Source organism: Spirillospora sp. NPDC048819 (genome assembly GCF_040650055.1).
Lineage (GTDB): Bacteria > Actinomycetota > Actinomycetes > Streptosporangiales > Streptosporangiaceae > Spirillospora.
In genome coordinates this window covers 127,136-143,332 of the sequence record NZ_JBEZGN010000001.1, presented here as the reverse complement: position 1 = coordinate 143,332, position 16,197 = coordinate 127,136, and the positions used below count along the sequence as shown (strand labels likewise).

The following is a 16,197-nucleotide window of genomic DNA, read 5'->3' as shown; positions in this document are numbered from 1 at the left end:
CGCGATCGCGTCCGAAGGCAGGTTTCAAGCGAAGCGAGAAACCTGATCGCGCAGCGAGCCGCCAGGCGAGTCGAAGCGATGCAGCGATCGCACCGCAGTTCCCGCCGAAGGAGGGCCCCCAGGGCCCGACGCCAAGGGAACTGCAAAGCAAACACGGCTACCCCTATGGTCGTACGGGGTGGGGGGCTGTTCGTACCACCGGGGGATGTAGCGCCGTTAGTGTCCCGAGACACTGGGAAGCACCAGCAGGGCGATTAGGGAGGCTCAACCCTCATGAACCGACGACTCGTGGTGGCGGCCGGCGGCACCGCCGTGAGCGCGACGCTCCTTCTGTCCGGATGTGGCGGAAGCGGCACGGCAAGCACGGAGAACATGCAGCTGAGCGCCGCTGAGGCGCTGGTGAAGACGTCCCAGAAGACCGGCGAGGCCGACACGTTCAAGGCGGACCTGACGGTGACGGGCACCGACGCGGACGGCAGCGGCAAGATCCACGCCGACGGCCAGTTCCAGGTGCGTCCGACGCTGAAGTTCAGCGCGAAGCTGGACGAGGTCAGCCGCGGCGGGCAGAGCATCCCGGGCATCAAGGGCCAGGCGGTGTTCACCGACAATGTGCTGTACGCGAAGGTCCCGCAGCTCGCCCAGTTCGTCAGCGGCGGCAAGCCGTGGGTGAAGATCGATGTGAACGAGGCGTCGCAGCGCACCGGGTTCGACGTCAAGAGCCTGGTCGACCAGGTGCAGAAGGTGGCTCCGGCCGAGCAGACGAAGATGTTCACCGGTTCCAAGGACGCCCGCCGGGTCGGCACCGAGACGATCGACGGTGTGCAGACGACGCACTACGCCGGGACCGTGACCATCGAGGACGCGCTGAGCCGCCTGGACGCGCAGGCCCGCGAGAAGGTCGGCAAGTGGCTGCCGAAGGACCAGGCCAACGGCAAGATCAACTTCGATCTGTGGACGGACGGGGAGAACCTGCCGCGCAAGCTCGTGTCGAAGTCGTCCGGTTCGCAGGGTGAGAGCGGCACGGTGACCGTCCTCTACAGCGACTACGGCGAGTCGTTCACCGTGAACCCGCCGCCGTCCGATCAGGTCGGGCAGCTGTCGCTCGGTTCGTTCCTCGGCGGGAACTGACCTTTACGGCACACCCCAAAAAAACAATACGACCGGCACATTAGCCACAAGAGGACAGCGCGAACATCGTGGGTCTCCAGGGCGTCTGACCTAGCATTCGGCCCAATGCCCGGACGCACCCATAGCGGGCCGGGGCAAGCAGAGCAAGGAGACCCCCCACGATGATCCGTCGTTTCGCCACGGGCGTCGCGCTGGCCACCGGCCTCGCCCTCTCGTTGACCGGCTGCCTCGGAGAGGCCGGGAACAAGGTGGACGAGGCCGGCAAGAACCTGAAGCTGTCGGCCGCGCAGGTACTGGGCAAGGCCGCGGAGAAGACCGATCAGGTCGACTCGTTCAAGGCCGACCTGTCGATGCAGATGACGGGTTCGGAGGACGGCGACGTCACGATGAACGGCGACATGCAGTACCGGATGAAGCCGGACCTCGCCTACCGGATGCACTTCGGCGAGATGATGGTCGCCGGCCGGCAGATGGGCGGCGGGGAGCAGATCCTGCTCGGCAGCAACATCTACATCAAGCTTCCGTCGCTCCCGGGCGGCGGCGGGTCGTCCGGGAAGCCGTGGATCAAGATGTCGCTGGACGAGATCGGCAAGAAGGCCGGCGTCAACTTCGACAAGCTGCTCCAGCAGTCGCAGCAGATGGACCCCGTCCAGAACACCAAGCTCCTGACGGCTTCGAAGGACGCGCGCGAGGTCGGCAAGGAGAACGTGGACGGGGTGGAGACGACGCACTACACCGGTACGTACCGGATCGAGGACGCGGTCGCGAAGCTGCCGCCCGAGTCGCAGGAGATGTACCGCACGGGCATGGCCCAGACCGGTATGGAGAACATGCACTTCGACCTGTGGGTGGACGATCAGCAGCTGCCCCGCAAGGTGGCGCTGAAGTCGCAGGGGACGGCCGTCGGGGCCCTGAACATGACCATCAAGTACCACGACTTCGGTAAGCCCGTGCAGATCACGGCGCCGCCGGAGAGCCAGGTCACCGACTTCGGCGAGATGCTGAACGGGCTCGGCGGCGGGAGCTGACGGGAGCGAACCGGACGAGGGGACCGCGCCGCGACCTGCGGCGCGGTCCCTCGTGCGTTCCGCCGATTTGTTAAGTCGAACTGCATGCACGTACTCTGTTCTCTGCCGAAGACCGCCGGTCGTCGCCTCATGCCGAGGTGACCGAAGGGCCCGATTCACTCGGGCGGCCTGCGCAGGTGAGACGAGAGCTTCCGCATGGCCTCCGTGCCTTGCCTGGACGCCCCGGGCGCCTGCGCCGGGGCGTTTTTTGGTCGACCGGGACCCGTCCCACGGGCGGGCGAGTGTCGTATTCACCCAGGTGATCGGAAGGAGGCCGGATGGCCAGGGCCGACAAGGACGCGGCGATAGCCGAGCTCAAGGACGAGTTCCAGAGCTCCAACGGCGCCGTGCTGACCGAGTACCGCGGGCTGACCGTCGCGCAGGTCAGGGAACTGCGCGTCAACCTCGGCGAGACCGCACGGTTTCGCGTTGTGAAGAACACGCTGACCAAGCGCGCCGCGAACGAGGCCGGTGTCGACGAGCAGTTCCATGATCTGCTCGAAGGCCCGTCGGCCATCGCGTTCGTCCGGGGCGACGTGGTCGAGGCCGCCAAGGGCCTGCGTGACTTCGCCAAGAACAACCCGCCTCTGGTGATCAAGGGCGGGTTCATCGACGGCCGGGCGATGAGCGCCGCGGAGGTCACCAGGCTCGCCGACCTCGAGTCGCGTGAGGTGCTCCTCGCCAAGCTCGCCGGCGCGATGAAGGGCTCGATGTCCAACGCGGCCGCGCTCTTCAACGCCCTGCCGACGCAGGCGGCTCAACTCGCCGAGGCGCTGCGCGCCAAGCGCGAGGCCGGTGGCGAGAGCGCCGAGGCGCCGGCCGCCGAGACCGCCGAGGCCACCGCCGAGTAGGCACCCGCGGTTCCGTAATCCCCAGTTTTCAAGCCATAGCGGAGGAAAGATCATGGCGAAGCTCAGCACCGACGACCTGCTCGACGCCTTCAAGGAGATGACCCTTCTTGAGCTCTCGGACTTCGTGAAGCAGTTCGAGGAGGTCTTCGACGTCAAGGCCGCCGCGCCGGTCGCGGCCGTCGCCGCCGGCCCCGGTGCCGCCGCCGCGCCGGCCGAGGAGGCCGCCGCGCAGGACGAGTTCGACGTCGTCCTCGAGGGCGCCGGCGACAAGAAGATCCAGGTCATCAAGGAGGTTCGCGCGCTGACGAGCCTCGGCCTCAAGGAGGCCAAGGACCTGGTCGACGGCGCGCCGAAGGCGCTGCTGGAGAAGGTCAACAAGGAGACGGCCGACAAGGCCAAGGAGGCCCTGGAGAAGGCCGGCGCGACGGTCACCGTCAAGTAGGTCGCTGCAGAGCCGGGGAGCCCGCGCGGCTCCACCCGCTTCTCGGGAGGCGGTCGTCCCACCCTTCGGTGGGGCGGCCGCTTCTTCGCGTTCCGGGGGTCGGCGGGTCTCCTGCGGCGGGTCTCCTGCGGGGCGTCTCCGCCGGGGTCGCGGGGCCTTCGACAGGGCTCTTGTCGCCCATGGTGAATGGGCGCGCCGGAGGCCGCCGGTTTCCTGTGCAGGAGTGATAAACGCCTGCCGGAAACCGTGTGCCCGTGCGGGTTGTGCGGTTCTCGGAGCGCGGCGTAGCGTCCCGTTCTGACGCTGCGGCCCCACAAGGCCGCCTTGTCCCGGTGGTCGCGACCAGCCGTCCGGTCCCCGGCGAACAGCATGCCGCTTGAGGCTCTGGTTCTTGGACCACTAGTCTCATAGACGCCGTAAGTAACGATTGTCTTACGACGTCGCAGTTAGCCGCTGATCTGGGCCTGAATCCCTTCCATTTGGACGGGGGGCCGCTACGGTAGTGGCACCCATCACGGCTACCGGCCGGTAGCAAGAGGTCGGACACGCGGTGTGACGAGAGAAAGAGCCTGAGTGCTACTCGCTCATTGGTTCGGGATTCCCCCCCGGCCTGGACGAAAGGTGACGAGTGGGCGTCGAGATCAGAGTCGAGGGTCTGACCAAGTCCTTCGGCCGTCAGACCATCTGGCAGGACGTATCGCTGACACTGCCCGCGGGAGAGATCTCCGTTCTCCTGGGCCCCTCCGGCACCGGCAAGTCGGTCTTCCTGAAGTCGCTGGTCGGCCTGCTCAAGCCGGACCGCGGCCACATCTGGGTCGGTGACCGGGACCTCCCCTACCTCCCTGAGGCGCAGCTCTACGACACCCGCAAGCTGTTCGGCGTGCTGTTCCAGGACGGCGCCCTCTTCGGGTCGATGAACATCTACGACAACGTCGCCTTCCCGCTGCGCGAGCACACCAAGAAGTCCGAGTCCGAGATCAAGCGGATCGTGATGGAGAAGCTCGACCTGGTCGGGCTGCTCGGCGCCGAGAAGAAGCTGCCCGGGGAGATCTCCGGCGGGATGAAGAAGCGCGCCGGTCTGGCCCGCGCACTCGTCCTCAACCCCGAGATCCTCCTGGTCGACGAGCCGGACTCCGGCCTCGACCCGGTCCGCACGTCCTACCTGAACCAGACGATCGTCGACCTGAACGCCGAGATCGGCGCGACGTTCCTGATCGTCACCCACGACATCAACACCGCCCGGACCGTTCCGGACAACATCGGCCTGCTGTTCCGCCGCGAGCTGGTGATGTTCGGCCCGCGCGAGATGCTGCTGTCCAGCGAGGAGCCGGTCGTCCGGCAGTTCCTCAACGCGCGCAAGATCGGCCCGATCGGGATGTCGGAGGAGAAGGACGTCTCCGAGCTGGAGGCCGAGGCCAAGCAGGGCCACGACCCGGGCAAGCTGCCGCCGATCCCGCCGCAGCTGATGACCAGCGACGGCCGGGTCCGCGTGGGGCAGCACGCCCCCGGCGCCTGGTGCGCCGCGCACGGCGTCACCCCGCCGCCCGGCTCGTTCATCGACGACCTGGGCCGCAACTGGGTGGAGGAGTGGCCGCGGTACGTGGCGTCGATGGCGCCCGCGGGCGGCCCCCCGCCCGGCCCGCCCGGCGGCATGCCCCCCGGCGCGATGCCCCCCGGCGGCCCCGGCGGCCGCTTCCCGGGTACCCCGCCGCCTGGACAGCACGGGGCGGGTGCAGGGTACTGATGTCCACTCCTGGTATCGGCGCGGACCAGCGAGGGGACGGGAAGGGCGGCGGCTCTTCCGTGACGCTCCGGAAGATCGGGGACGGCGCCGCCAATGTCGCGATCAGGGAACCGGGCCGGTTCTTCGCCCTGTGCCTGGACACCTTCCGCGCGATGTTCAAGTGGCCGTTCCAGTGGCGCGAGTTCATCCAGCAGGCCTGGTTCATCGTCAGCGTCACCGTCGTGCCCACCATGCTGGTCGCCATCCCGTTCGGCGGCATCCTGTCGCTGCAGGTCGGCGGGCTGATCCGGCAGTTCGGCGCGCAGTCCTTCACCGGTGCGACCGCGGTCGCCGCGATCGTCCGGGAGGCCAGCCCGCTGGTCACCTCGCTGCTCGTGGCGGGCGCCGCCGGGTCGGCGATGTGCGCCGACATCGGCTCCCGCAAGATCCGCGAGGAGATCGACGCGATGGAGGTGCTGGGCATCAACCCGCTGCACCGTCTCGTCGTGCCGCGGATGCTCGCCTGCGCCTTCGTCGCGCTGTTCCTGAACGGGCTGGTCTCGGTGGTCGGCCTGATGGGCGGCTACTTCTTCAACGTCATGCTGCAGGACGGCACCCCCGGCGCCTACCTGGCGTCCTTCAACGCGATCGCCCAGCTTCCCGACCTGCTGCAGGCCGAGTTCAAGGCGTTCGTGTTCGGCATCACCGCCGGCCTGGTCGCCGCCTACAAGGGCCTGAACGCCAAGGGCGGCCCGAAGGGCGTCGGTGACGCGGTCAACCAGACCGTCGTCATCACCTTCATGCTGCTCTTCCTGGAGAACTTCCTGATCTCCGCGCTGTACTTCCAGTTCGTCCCGTCGAAGGGGATGTGATGGCGGCCCCAGGAAAGACGGGAAAGACCGTCACCCGGGTGGTGAACGCCCCCCTGCAGCGGCTGGACGACTTCGGGCACCAGATGTCGTTCTACGCCCGCGCGTTCGCGTGGACGTTCCGGGTGCTGCGCCGGTACCGCACGGAGGTGCTGCGGCTGCTGGCCGAGGTGAGCCTCGGCACCGGCGGCCTCGCCGTGATCGGCGGCTCGGTGGTGATCGTCGGCTTCATGACGTTCTTCACCGGCAGCCAGGTCGGCCTGCAGGGCTACGAGTCGCTGAACCAGATCGGCACGGCCGCGTTCACCGGGTTCATCGCGTCCTACTTCAACACCCGTGAGATCGCGCCGCTGGTGTCGGCGCTGGCACTGTCGGCGACGGTCGGCTGCGGGTTCACCGCCCAGCTCGGCGCGATGCGGATCTCCGACGAGATCGACGCGCTGGAGGTCATGGCCGTCCCGTCGATGCCGTTCCTGGTCACGACCCGGATGCTGGCCGGGATGATCGCGGTCGTCCCCCTGTACATCGTGGGCCTGCTCGCCTCCTACGGCGCGACGCGGGTGATCGTGACCGTGTTCTACGGGCAGTCGACCGGCACCTACGACCACTATTTCCATCTGTTCCTACCGCCGAACGACATCTTGTGGTCCTTCGGCAAAGTGATCATATTCTCGGTGCTGGTGATGCTGATCCACTGCTACTACGGCTACCACGCGAGCGGCGGCCCGGCGGGCGTCGGCATCGCGGTGGGCCGCGCCGTGCGCACCAGCATCGTCGTGATCAACGTGGCGGATTTGATGCTCGGCATGGCGATCTGGGGCACCGACACGACGGTCCGGATCGCGGGGTGACGGCGCCATGAGCGAACGTATTCGGTTCCGGTTCCTCGGGATGGCGATGCTCCTGGTGATCGTCCTGCTGCTGGCCCTCACCGTGGCGCTGTTCAACAAGGCGTTCACCCCGGTGACCGAGGTGACGGTGAAGACCGAGCGCGCCGGGCTGCAGCTGCTGTCGCACTCGGACGTGAAGGTGCGCGGGCTGATCGTCGGGGAGGTGCGCGGCACCGACGCGACCGCGGAAGGCGCGACGCTGCACCTGGCGCTCGACCCGGACAAGGCGAAGCTGATCCCGCGGAACGTGCAGGCGCGGCTGCTGCCCAAGACGCTGTTCGGCGAGAAGTACGTGGACCTGCACGTCCCGGCGCCGGGGGGCCCGGTGGGGCTCGCCGAGGGGGCCGTGATCCAGCAGGATCGCTCGCTCGCCGCCGTCGAGCTCAACAAGGTCCTGAACGACCTGCTGCCGCTGCTGCAGGCGGTGAAGCCGGCGGAGCTGAACGCGACGCTGAACGCCCTCGCCACGGCGCTGCAGGGCCGCGGCGACCAGATCGGGCGCAACTTCGAGCAGGCGGACGAGCTGCTGCGGAAGATCAACCCGCAGCTCGGCACGCTGGTGCACGACCTGCACGGTCTCGCGGACGTGTCCGACATCTACAACGCTGCGGCGCCGGACCTGCTGCAGACGCTGCGGAACCTCAACGTGACGAGCCGCACGATCACCGACAAGACGGCGACGATCGAGCGGCTGATCCCGGCGACGACCGCGCTGGCGCAGGACGGCGACGTGTTCATGCGGCACAACGGGCCGAAGATCATCGGCTTCAACATCGCGAACCGCGACGCGCTGGGCGTGGTCGCCCGGTACTCGCCGTCGATCCCCTGCGTGCTCGCCGGCCTGATGAAGATCGCGCCGGAGGCCGAGCGGGTGGCCGGCGGGAACGGGTCCAAGACCTTCAACCTGACGGTCGAGATCGTCAAGCCGCGGCCGGGTTACAAGAATCCGCTGGACCTGCCGGAAGTGAAGGACCAGCGCAACCCGCGCTGCTACAACCTGCCGAACCCGAAGATCCCGTTCCCGGACTACCTGGCGCTCGACGGGACGCAGGACGACCTGTGGTGGAAGGACCCCGACCCCGCCAACGCCGGCGGTAGCCGCGGCCGGGCGATGTCGAACGTGTTCGTCGACATGGGCTCGATGAGCGAGAAGGAAAAGATCAAGAATGTCGTCGGGCCGATGACGCGGACCCCCGCCGACCAGGTCTCCGACGTGTCGGCGCTCATGTTCGGGCCGCTGCTGGGCGACGGATCGATGGTGACGATCAAGTGAGGACGACGAGTGCGGCGATCAAGCTGCTGACCTTCGTGGTCATCACCTCGGTGGCCACCGGCGTGCTGGCGATGACGATCGCGAACGTGCGCTTCCGCGACACCGAGAGCTACAAGGCGATCTTCTCGGACGTGACAGGTCTGCTGGAGAACGACGACGTACGCGTCGCCGGCGTCCGCGTCGGCCAGGTCGAGGACATCAAGCTGTACAAGGGCCACCAGGCCGAGGTGACGTTCAGCGTCGAGGACGGCGCCGCCTTCAAGGCGGGGCTGCCGTCGTCCACGCAGGCGCACATCCGCTACCGCAACCTGATGGGCCAGCGGTACCTGGCGCTGACCGACGGCGCAGGCCAGGTCAACGGCTACCTGGACCCCGGCGACACGATCCCGATCGCGCAGACCAAGCCCGCGCTCGACCTGACGACGCTGTTCAACGGCTTCCGGCCGCTGTTCCGCGCGCTGGAGCCCGAGGACGTCAAGACGCTCTCGACGCAGATCATCAAGGTGCTGCAGGGCGAGGGCGGGACGATCAACAGCCTGCTCGCGCACGTCGCGTCGCTGACCAACACGCTCGCCGACCGCGACCAGGTCATCGGCCGGGTGATCGAGAACCTGAACCTGGTGCTCGGCACCGTCGACGAGCGCCACGACGAGGTCAACCAGCTGATCCTGGACCTGCGCGGGTTCGTCAGCGGGGTGGCCGCCGACCGCAAGGCGATCTTCGACTCGGTCGCGGCGATCAACGACCTGACCGGCACCACGCAGGACCTGCTCGCCGACGCCCGCCCCGGCATCAGGAACGACATCGCCGGGCTGCGCAAGCTCACCGGGACGCTCGACGCGAACAAGGGCGCTCTCGACAAGGGCCTGAAGCGGTCGCCGAAGCGGCTGGAGGGGCTCGTGAACATCTCCTCCTACGGGTCCTGGTTCAACATGTACATCTGCGGCTTCGACGCGCGGGTGCGACTGCCGGGCGGACCGGTCTACCAGACGCCGGCGATCGTGAACGAGAACGCGAGGTGCAAGTAGATGAGGGTCTCGTTCCGGGAACGCAACCCGGTCCCCATCGGCCTCGGCGGCTTCGCGATCATCATCGTCCTGGTGGCGCTGGTGATGAACCTGGACAACATCCCGATCATCGCCGGCGGCACCACCCGCACCGCCTCGTTCAAGGAGGCGGCGGGGCTGAAGGCCGACGAGGAGGTCCGGATCGCGGGCGTCAAGGTCGGCAAGGTCACCGACCTGGAACTGGACGGCGACCACGTCAAGGTCACGTTCCGCGTGGACGACGGGGTCGAGCTCGGCGACCGCACCGAGGCCAGCATCAAGATCAAGACGGTGCTGGGCGCGCACTACCTGGAGCTCATCCCGCGCGGCAAGGGAGAGCTGGGCCGCACCATCCCGGTCGAGCGGACCCACGTCCCGTTCGAGGTCGTCCCGGCGATCAGCGAGCTGAGCCGGCGGGTCGAGGCGATCGATCCGAAGCTGGTCGCCCAGTCGTTCGACGTGCTGTCGGAGACGTTCGAGAACTCCCCCGAGGAGATCCGGGCGTCGCTGAAGGGGCTGCGGCGGCTGTCGGACACGATCGCGTCCCGTGACGAGGAACTGCACGAGCTGGCCGGCCGGGCCAAGAGCGTGTCGGAGCTGCTCGCGGACCGCAACCAGGACTTCGCCAAGCTCGTCCAGGACGGCGACAAGGTGCTGCAGGCCGTGCAGGCGCGGCGCCAGGTCATCCACCAGCTCCTGATCCGGACCGTGACCCTGTCCCAGCAGGTGAACGCGCTGATCAAGGAGAACGAGAAGCAGCTCCAGCCGATGTTGGACAACCTGGCGAAGGTCAACAAGGTGCTGCTGAAGAACCAGCAGAACCTGGACCGGATCCTCCAGCTGTTCGCGCCGTTCTCCCGGCAGTTCGCCGACGTCACCGGCACCGGACGCTGGTTCGACTCCTGGATCCAGAACCTCATCCCGATCCCCGCCTCCATCGCGGACGCCCCGACCGCAGGCGGGAACACGCCCAAGAAGCAGGGCGGCCAGTCCGGCAACGGCACCGGCAACGGGCCGTCCGGCGGCGGCCAGACCGGTGTCACAGGCGACAACCCGTTGCCGTTCCTCCCGTGAGCAGGCAGGTTCCAGTGCGCAATTCAGCATCCATCCTTCGCCTCGGCGGCGTCATCCTCGCCGTCGCGGTGCTGGCTGCCGCGCTCCTGCTGATCCTCCAGGAGCCGAAGCAGCGTCACATGACGGCGTACTTCACCAAGACCGTCGGCCTGTACGAGGGCGCCGACGTCCGCATCCTCGGCATCCCGGTCGGCCGGGTCACGAAGGTCGACCCGGTGGGCGACTCGGTGAAGGTCGAGCTGAAGTACGACGCCAAGTACAAGGTGCCCGCCAACGCGCAGGCGGTCATCATCAACCAGACGCTCGTCGCCGACCGCTACATCCAGCTCACCCCCGTCTACAAGGGCGGCGCGGTCCTGGCCGACGGGGCGACGCTGACCACGAGCCGCACCGCGGTGCCCGTCGAGATCGACCAGATCGGCGGCAGCCTGAACGACCTCAGCAAGGCCCTCGGCCCGGAGGGCGCCAACGCGCCGGGCCAGGACGGCACCGGGTCGCTGTCGCGGCTGCTGAACGTCGGCGCCGCGAACCTGGAGGGGCAGGGCGACGACATACGGGCGACGATCGAGGACACCTCCAAGGCGCTCAGCACCCTCAGCACCGATCGCGGCGACATCGCCGAGACGATCAGGAACCTGCGGATCATCACCGACGCGATGAAGGCGAACGACCAGCAGATCAAGTCGTTCAGCGGGCACCTCAACCAGGTGTCGGCGCAGCTCGCGGGGGAGAAGGAGGAGCTGAGCGCGGCCCTCAACACCCTCGCCCCGACGCTGCGGAACGTGCAGCGGTTCGTCAAGGACAACCGCGGTGAGCTTGCCGCGAATGTCCGGCAGCTCGCCCAGATCACCGGCGTGCTGGTGAAGGAGAAGGACGCGCTGGCCGAGATCCTCACGGCCGGCCCGCTGGCCATCAACAACCTGGCCCGCGCGTACGACCCGATCAGCGGCACCATCCACACCCGCAACAACTTCCGCCAGTTCCACGACCTGGCCGACTGGGTCTGCTCGCTGGCGTACTCGGTCGGGACGCCCGCCAAGGAATGCCTCGACTTCGTCAAGCCGTACAACGGCATCGGCAAGGCGCTGACGGGCCTGCACCTGGACCTGTCCTGGATCACGGCGCTGACCACCCACTACGACCCGGTGCCGATCCCGCCGGACGCGTACGGCCCGCAGGGCCCGCCCAAGTCGGCGCAGTCGAGCCGGCCGAACCAGGGCGGCGGGACCAACGCCGCCGCGCCGCAGAGCAAGCCCAGGGACATCACCGCGCTGCTGCCTGGAGGTGGCCGATGAGCACGACACGGCGTGTGCGCCGGGCGGGACGTCTCGCCGGCCGCCGCGCACGGCTGTTCGCCGTCACCGCGGTCGCGGGCGTGACGGCACTGTCGGGATGCTCGTTCAACGGCGTCGCGTCGCTGCCGCTGCCCGGCGGCCCGGACCTCGGCTCGAACCCGAAGACCGTGAAGATCGAGTTCGCGAACGTGCTGGACCTCGTCCCGCAGTCGACGGTCAAGGTCAACGACGTCTCGGTCGGCCAGGTCGAGGACATCGAGCTCGCCGGCGCGCCGGGCGGGCAGCGCGGCTGGCACGCCGTCGTCACCGTCAAGGTGCGCGGGGACGTCAAGCTTCCCGACAACTCCGTCGCCACGATCGGCCAGACCAGCCTCCTCGGCGAGAAGTTCGTGCAGATCGACCCGCCGAAGAACGAGCCCCCGTCCGGGGAGCTCGGCGAGGGCGACCTGATCCCGCTGAACCGCACGACCCACGGCACCGAGATCGAAGAGGTGCTGTCGGCGATGTCGCTGCTGCTGAACGGCGGCGGGCTGGAGCAGATCTCCACGATCAGCCACGAGCTGCAGGCCGCGATGGGCGGCCGGGAGTCCACGATCAAGTCGGTGCTGCACCGGGTCGACACCTTCGCCGGGACGCTGGACCGCAACCGCGCCGCGATCACCCGGGCGCTGGACAGCATCGACCGCCTCAGCGGCAAGCTGGCGGACGAGCGCAAGACGATCCGGGACACCATCGACGAGACCGGCCCGGCGATCGCCGTCCTCGAACGCAACCGCGCCGACCTCACCAAGATGCTGGTCGCGCTGAACAAGCTCAGCCGCACCACCACCTACGTGATCGACCAGTCGAAGGCGGACCTGCTCGCCAACCTGCAGAACCTCGACAAGATCCTGCGGAACCTCAACAAGGCCGGCTCCGACCTGCCGCAGTCGCTGGAAACGCTGATCACGTTCCCGTTCCCCGCCACGTTCCAGAACGTGATCGAGGGCGACTACGGCAACGTCCACCTGACCCTCGACCTCGACTTCGAGTCCATCGCGCACAACCTGCTCGGCGGCACCGACCTAGAGGGGCTTCTGGGCAGCGGCAAGGAGATGCGCGGCATGCTCCAGGTGCCGAACGTGACGCTGCCCGACACCCCGCTGGGCGTGCTGCCGCAGGCACCGGGCGGCGGCGCCGGCGGGGTGCCGGGGCTGCCCGGCGGTTCCGGCGGACCCGGGACGAACCAGCAGGGGAACCAGCAGGGACGTCCGGGCGCGCTCGGCCCGCAGTCCGGTGACGGCGGTCTGCGGACCCTGATGACGGGGGGCCTCTCGTGATCCTCAAGCGCGGCATCATCTTCCAGCTGATCGCCTTCGCGGTGATCACCGTCGTCGGCGTGGCGATCGTGTCCGTCAACTACATCGGGATCGGCCGCGACCTGCTCGGCCGGCAGTACGTCGCCTACGTCGACCTCACCGACTCGGGGGGCGTGTTCACCAACGCCGAGGTCACCTACCGGGGCGTCCCGGTCGGACGCGTCGGGCCCATCGAGCTGACCAAGGACGGCATCCGCGTCAAGCTGGAACTCGAACGCGGCGAGCGGATCCCGCGCGAGGGCACGAAGGCCATCGTGGCGAACCGGTCGGCGGTCGGCGAGCAGTACATCGACCTGCAGCCCACCAAGAAGGGCGGGCCGTACCTGGACGAGGACGAGCCGTACACGATCCCCCGGTCGCGCACCGAGCTGCCGGTGTCCACCGCCGAGCTGCTGCGCAACGTCGACTCGCTCGTCGGATCGGTGAACACCAAGGACCTCGGCGTCATCGTGGACGAGCTGAACAAGGCGTTCTCCGGCTCCGCCGAGGACCTGCAGTCGATCCTGGACGACACCGACCGGCTGCTGAAGACGGCCGAGCAGGCCTACCCCGACACCAAGCGGCTGCTGGACAACAGCGTGACCGTCCTGGACACCCAGCGCGGGCAGGGCGCCAACATCCGGGGCTTCGCACGGAACCTGAACGAGCTGAGCACCTCGCTCCGCAACGACGACCCGGCGCTGCGCAGCACCATCGACGGCGTGCCGGGCGCGGTGGACGAGACGCACAAGGCCATCAACCAGCTCGCGCCGACGCTGCCCGTCCTTCTGGCGAACCTCACCACCACCGGCCAGATCATCTCGTCGCGCAAGGCGGGCCTGCGTTCGCTGTTCATCCTTTACCCGGTGACGGTCGCGGGCGCGTTCACCGTCACGCCCGGCGACGGAACCCAGCATCTGGGTCTCGCGCTCAACATCGACTCGCCGCCTCCGTGCACCGACGGCTACGAGAAGGTGAAGCGCCGCTGGCCGCAGGACACGTCCAAGAAGAAGCCGCGCCTGGACACCGGCTGCAAGGCGCCGAAGGACGCGCCCACCGCCGTCCGCGGCCCGCGCAACTTCCCGGCCGACGCGATCGCGCCGTACCCGCAGGTCCCGCCGGGCGCGACCGCGGGCGCCGGGTTCCCGGAGGGCGGCGCGTACGCGGACGACGGCGACGGTGACGGGGGCAAGTCGGAGGCCAAGAGCGACGGCAAGACCTCGGGCAAGACCCAGGCCGCACCCGCCCCCACCGCACAGCTGACGAATAACCGGTTGTACCTGTCGTATCCGGCAAATTCAGTCGAATTCGCTGGATACGATCCAACGACCGGTGCGGTCTACGGACCCGACGGCAAGCGCTACGTCATGCCCCGCAGCGCCGGTACCCGTGAGTTGGGAGAGGAAAACTCGTGGAAGTGGCTCCTGCTCGGACCGCTGAGCCAGTGAATCCGGGAGGGCGGACCCGATGAGGCGCCGGCTCCCCCTGGTGAGCGTCGTCGTGCTGAGCGTCGTCGTCGCCGGCCTCGCCATCGCGGCCGGCTGGCTCGGCGTGATCACCCTCCAGAACAAGGGCGAGGCCGACCAGAAGGCGAAGGCGATCCAGTCGGCGCGGCAGATGGGCGTCAACCTGATGTCGCTGAACGCCGAGACCGCCCAGCGCGACCTGGACCGCATCGTGGCCGGGACCACCGGTGACCTGAAGAACAAGCTGGCGTCCCAGTCGAAGGTCTTCATGGACCAGGTCACCAAGGCGAAGGCGAAGTCGACGGTGAGCGACGTCGAGGCCGCGCTGGTGTCCATCGACGACGACTCCGCCGAGGTGATGGTCTCCCTGAACGGGACCGTCACCAACGACAAGGTGAAGAACGGAACGCCGCAGGCGTACCGCTACCAGATGGACCTCACGCGGGTCGACGACCGCTGGCTCGTGTCCGGACTGGAGGTTGTCCCGTGACGATGCTCGGCCGGGGCAAGCGCTCCCCGAAGGACAAGAACGCGCCCAAGGACGCCGGCAAGAAGCCGGCGACGAAGGCGGACAAGGCCGCCGAGGAAGCCGAGGAGGCCGCCGACCGCGCGGCCAAGGCCGAGGAGCGCGCCGCGAAGGCCGAGGAGGCCGCCGAGGCCGCCCGGCTGGCGGAGGAGGCCGCCGCCAAGGCCAAGGAGGCCGCGCGGCTCGCGCAGATCGCCGCGGACGAGGCCGCCGTCGAAGCCGAAGAGGCCGAAGAGGCCGAAGGCCCGGAAGACCCCGAAGGGGACTCCGAGGAAGACGTCAGGGCGCTGGAGGAGCCCCGGCGTGCCCGGAAGGTCTCCGAAGGCGCGTCGGACGGTGACGACGCGGCAGAGGACGACTCAGACGCTTCTGAGGCCACCTCCGCCGACGCGGAACCCGTCGAGGACGCCGAGGACACCGAGAACGACGACGAAGACGACGAAGACGACGAGGGCGAAGAGGGCGAGGACGAGCCCCGCCGCCGCATCCGTGCGGGCGGGCTTTCGACGGTCATCGTCGTCCTGGCCGTCCTGACGATCGCGCTCGGTGCCGGCACGACGATGCTCGCCATGAAGGTCGGCGAGCAGAGGGCGACCGAGGCGGCGGCCAAGGAGGCTTCGATGGCCTCGTCCCGCGCGGCCCAGAAGCTGTCATCGTACGACTACCAGACGCTCGACGCCGACCTGAAGGCCGCGTCCGCCACCACGACGGGCAAGCTGCGTACCCAGTACGAGAAGCTCGCCCAGGAGCTCAAGACCGTCGCCGTCCGGCAGCAGGCCATCTCCACCACGACGGTGATGAAGGTGGGCGTGGTGAGCGCGACGCCCGACAAGGTCGTCACGCTCGTCTACGCCAACCGCTCCTCGGTCACCAAGGACGACAAGGAGCAGCGGCTCCCCGAACCGCTGCGCATCAAGATGACGATGGTCGAGGACGACGGCACATGGCTGGCGTCCGAACTGACCGTCATCTCCTGACGCGCAGACCCCCGCGACACCGAAACGATCGAGCGGCCGCCCCACCTGGAGGTGGCCGCTCGACGGCGTTACACGGCCCAACTGATCTACGCCGGGCGAAGGCTTAAACTATGGCGTTCCTCACTGCAGGTCAGGGCCCGAAAAGTCCAAGTCCGCTCTTGACTGAGAGGCGCTGAGGGGCGATGCTCCATGGCAACGTGATGCATACTGCGGCGCTAGAGTTGCGAGCGGTG

15 protein-coding genes are annotated in these 16,197 nt (G+C 68.4%); all 15 read left to right on the top strand.

Annotated elements, in window-relative coordinates:
- Nucleotides 1–273: 273 nt before the first annotated feature.
- The 15 genes from AB0C35_RS00730 to AB0C35_RS00660 all read left to right on the top strand — a co-directional run bounded on the left by AB0C35_RS00730 (nucleotide 274) and on the right by AB0C35_RS00660 (nucleotide 15,964).
- Nucleotides 274–1,128 (top strand): LppX_LprAFG lipoprotein, encoded by an 855-nt coding sequence (locus AB0C35_RS00730; RefSeq protein WP_358448971.1) that lies wholly within the window; start codon nucleotides 274–276, stop codon nucleotides 1,126–1,128.
- A gap of 161 nt (nucleotides 1,129–1,289) precedes the next feature.
- On the top strand, nucleotides 1,290–2,156 hold the full coding sequence (locus AB0C35_RS00725; protein WP_358448969.1) for a hypothetical protein: 867 nt from the start codon (nucleotides 1,290–1,292) through the stop codon (nucleotides 2,154–2,156).
- 317 nt (nucleotides 2,157–2,473) lie between these two features.
- Nucleotides 2,474–3,046, top strand: coding sequence for a 50S ribosomal protein L10 (rplJ, locus tag AB0C35_RS00720; protein WP_358448967.1), 573 nt, complete (start codon nucleotides 2,474–2,476; stop codon nucleotides 3,044–3,046).
- A 52-nt stretch (nucleotides 3,047–3,098) separates the two neighbouring features.
- Nucleotides 3,099–3,488 (top strand): 50S ribosomal protein L7/L12, encoded by a 390-nt coding sequence (gene rplL / locus AB0C35_RS00715; protein WP_358448965.1) that lies wholly within the window; start codon nucleotides 3,099–3,101, stop codon nucleotides 3,486–3,488.
- A gap of 628 nt (nucleotides 3,489–4,116) precedes the next feature.
- The gene (locus tag AB0C35_RS00710) at nucleotides 4,117–5,232 is read left to right on the top strand and encodes an ABC transporter ATP-binding protein (protein WP_358448963.1); all 1,116 of its coding nucleotides are present in this window, start codon (nucleotides 4,117–4,119) and stop codon (nucleotides 5,230–5,232) included.
- A 152-nt stretch (nucleotides 5,233–5,384) separates the two neighbouring features.
- Nucleotides 5,385–6,083, top strand: coding sequence for an ABC transporter permease (locus tag AB0C35_RS00705; RefSeq protein ID WP_358449835.1), 699 nt, complete (start codon nucleotides 5,385–5,387; stop codon nucleotides 6,081–6,083).
- A gap of 83 nt (nucleotides 6,084–6,166) precedes the next feature.
- Nucleotides 6,167–6,931 (top strand): ABC transporter permease, encoded by a 765-nt coding sequence (locus tag AB0C35_RS00700; RefSeq protein ID WP_358449833.1) that lies wholly within the window; start codon nucleotides 6,167–6,169, stop codon nucleotides 6,929–6,931.
- A gap of 7 nt (nucleotides 6,932–6,938) precedes the next feature.
- Nucleotides 6,939–8,243 (top strand): MCE family protein, encoded by a 1,305-nt coding sequence (locus tag AB0C35_RS00695; RefSeq protein WP_358448961.1) that lies wholly within the window; start codon nucleotides 6,939–6,941, stop codon nucleotides 8,241–8,243.
- Nucleotides 8,240–9,271 (top strand): MCE family protein, encoded by a 1,032-nt coding sequence (locus AB0C35_RS00690; protein WP_358448959.1) that lies wholly within the window; start codon nucleotides 8,240–8,242, stop codon nucleotides 9,269–9,271. Before AB0C35_RS00695 ends, AB0C35_RS00690 begins: the two co-directional genes overlap by 4 nt.
- On the top strand, nucleotides 9,272–10,363 hold the full coding sequence (locus AB0C35_RS00685) for an MlaD family protein (protein ID WP_358448957.1): 1,092 nt from the start codon (nucleotides 9,272–9,274) through the stop codon (nucleotides 10,361–10,363). It begins immediately after the preceding gene.
- Between the two features lie 14 nt (nucleotides 10,364–10,377).
- Complete coding sequence (locus tag AB0C35_RS00680) at nucleotides 10,378–11,658, top strand: MCE family protein (RefSeq protein ID WP_358448955.1); 1,281 nt, start codon at nucleotides 10,378–10,380, stop codon at nucleotides 11,656–11,658.
- Complete coding sequence (locus AB0C35_RS00675) at nucleotides 11,655–12,977, top strand: MCE family protein (protein ID WP_358448953.1); 1,323 nt, start codon at nucleotides 11,655–11,657, stop codon at nucleotides 12,975–12,977. The genes AB0C35_RS00680 and AB0C35_RS00675 overlap by 4 nt, the downstream gene beginning before the upstream one ends.
- Nucleotides 12,974–14,443, top strand: coding sequence for an MlaD family protein (locus AB0C35_RS00670; RefSeq protein WP_358448951.1), 1,470 nt, complete (start codon nucleotides 12,974–12,976; stop codon nucleotides 14,441–14,443). The genes AB0C35_RS00675 and AB0C35_RS00670 overlap by 4 nt, the downstream gene beginning before the upstream one ends.
- 19 nt (nucleotides 14,444–14,462) lie before the next feature.
- Nucleotides 14,463–14,951, top strand: a complete 489-nt coding sequence (locus AB0C35_RS00665; protein ID WP_358448949.1) for a hypothetical protein — start codon at nucleotides 14,463–14,465, stop codon at nucleotides 14,949–14,951.
- The gene (locus AB0C35_RS00660; protein ID WP_358448947.1) at nucleotides 14,948–15,964 is read left to right on the top strand and encodes a hypothetical protein; all 1,017 of its coding nucleotides are present in this window, start codon (nucleotides 14,948–14,950) and stop codon (nucleotides 15,962–15,964) included. The genes AB0C35_RS00665 and AB0C35_RS00660 overlap by 4 nt, the downstream gene beginning before the upstream one ends.
- The last annotated feature ends 233 nt before the right edge of the window (nucleotides 15,965–16,197 follow it).

Excerpts from the sequence above, each read along its gene's own strand:
- AB0C35_RS00700 (WP_358449833.1), top strand. The coding sequence starts at position 6,167 with ATGTCGTTCTACGCCCGCGCGTTCGCGTGGACGTTCCGGGTGCTGCGC.
- rplJ (WP_358448967.1), top strand. The coding sequence starts at position 2,474 with ATGGCCAGGGCCGACAAGGACGCGGCGATAGCCGAGCTCAAGGACGAG.
- AB0C35_RS00695 (WP_358448961.1), top strand. The coding sequence starts at position 6,939 with ATGAGCGAACGTATTCGGTTCCGGTTCCTCGGGATGGCGATGCTCCTG.
- AB0C35_RS00730 (WP_358448971.1), top strand. The coding sequence starts at position 274 with ATGAACCGACGACTCGTGGTGGCGGCCGGCGGCACCGCCGTGAGCGCG.
- AB0C35_RS00705 (WP_358449835.1), top strand. The coding sequence starts at position 5,385 with ATGTTCAAGTGGCCGTTCCAGTGGCGCGAGTTCATCCAGCAGGCCTGG.
- rplL (WP_358448965.1), top strand. The coding sequence starts at position 3,099 with ATGGCGAAGCTCAGCACCGACGACCTGCTCGACGCCTTCAAGGAGATG.
- AB0C35_RS00665 (WP_358448949.1), top strand. The coding sequence starts at position 14,463 with ATGAGGCGCCGGCTCCCCCTGGTGAGCGTCGTCGTGCTGAGCGTCGTC.
- AB0C35_RS00725 (WP_358448969.1), top strand. The coding sequence starts at position 1,290 with ATGATCCGTCGTTTCGCCACGGGCGTCGCGCTGGCCACCGGCCTCGCC.
- AB0C35_RS00685 (WP_358448957.1), top strand. The coding sequence starts at position 9,272 with ATGAGGGTCTCGTTCCGGGAACGCAACCCGGTCCCCATCGGCCTCGGC.
- AB0C35_RS00675 (WP_358448953.1), top strand. The coding sequence starts at position 11,655 with ATGAGCACGACACGGCGTGTGCGCCGGGCGGGACGTCTCGCCGGCCGC.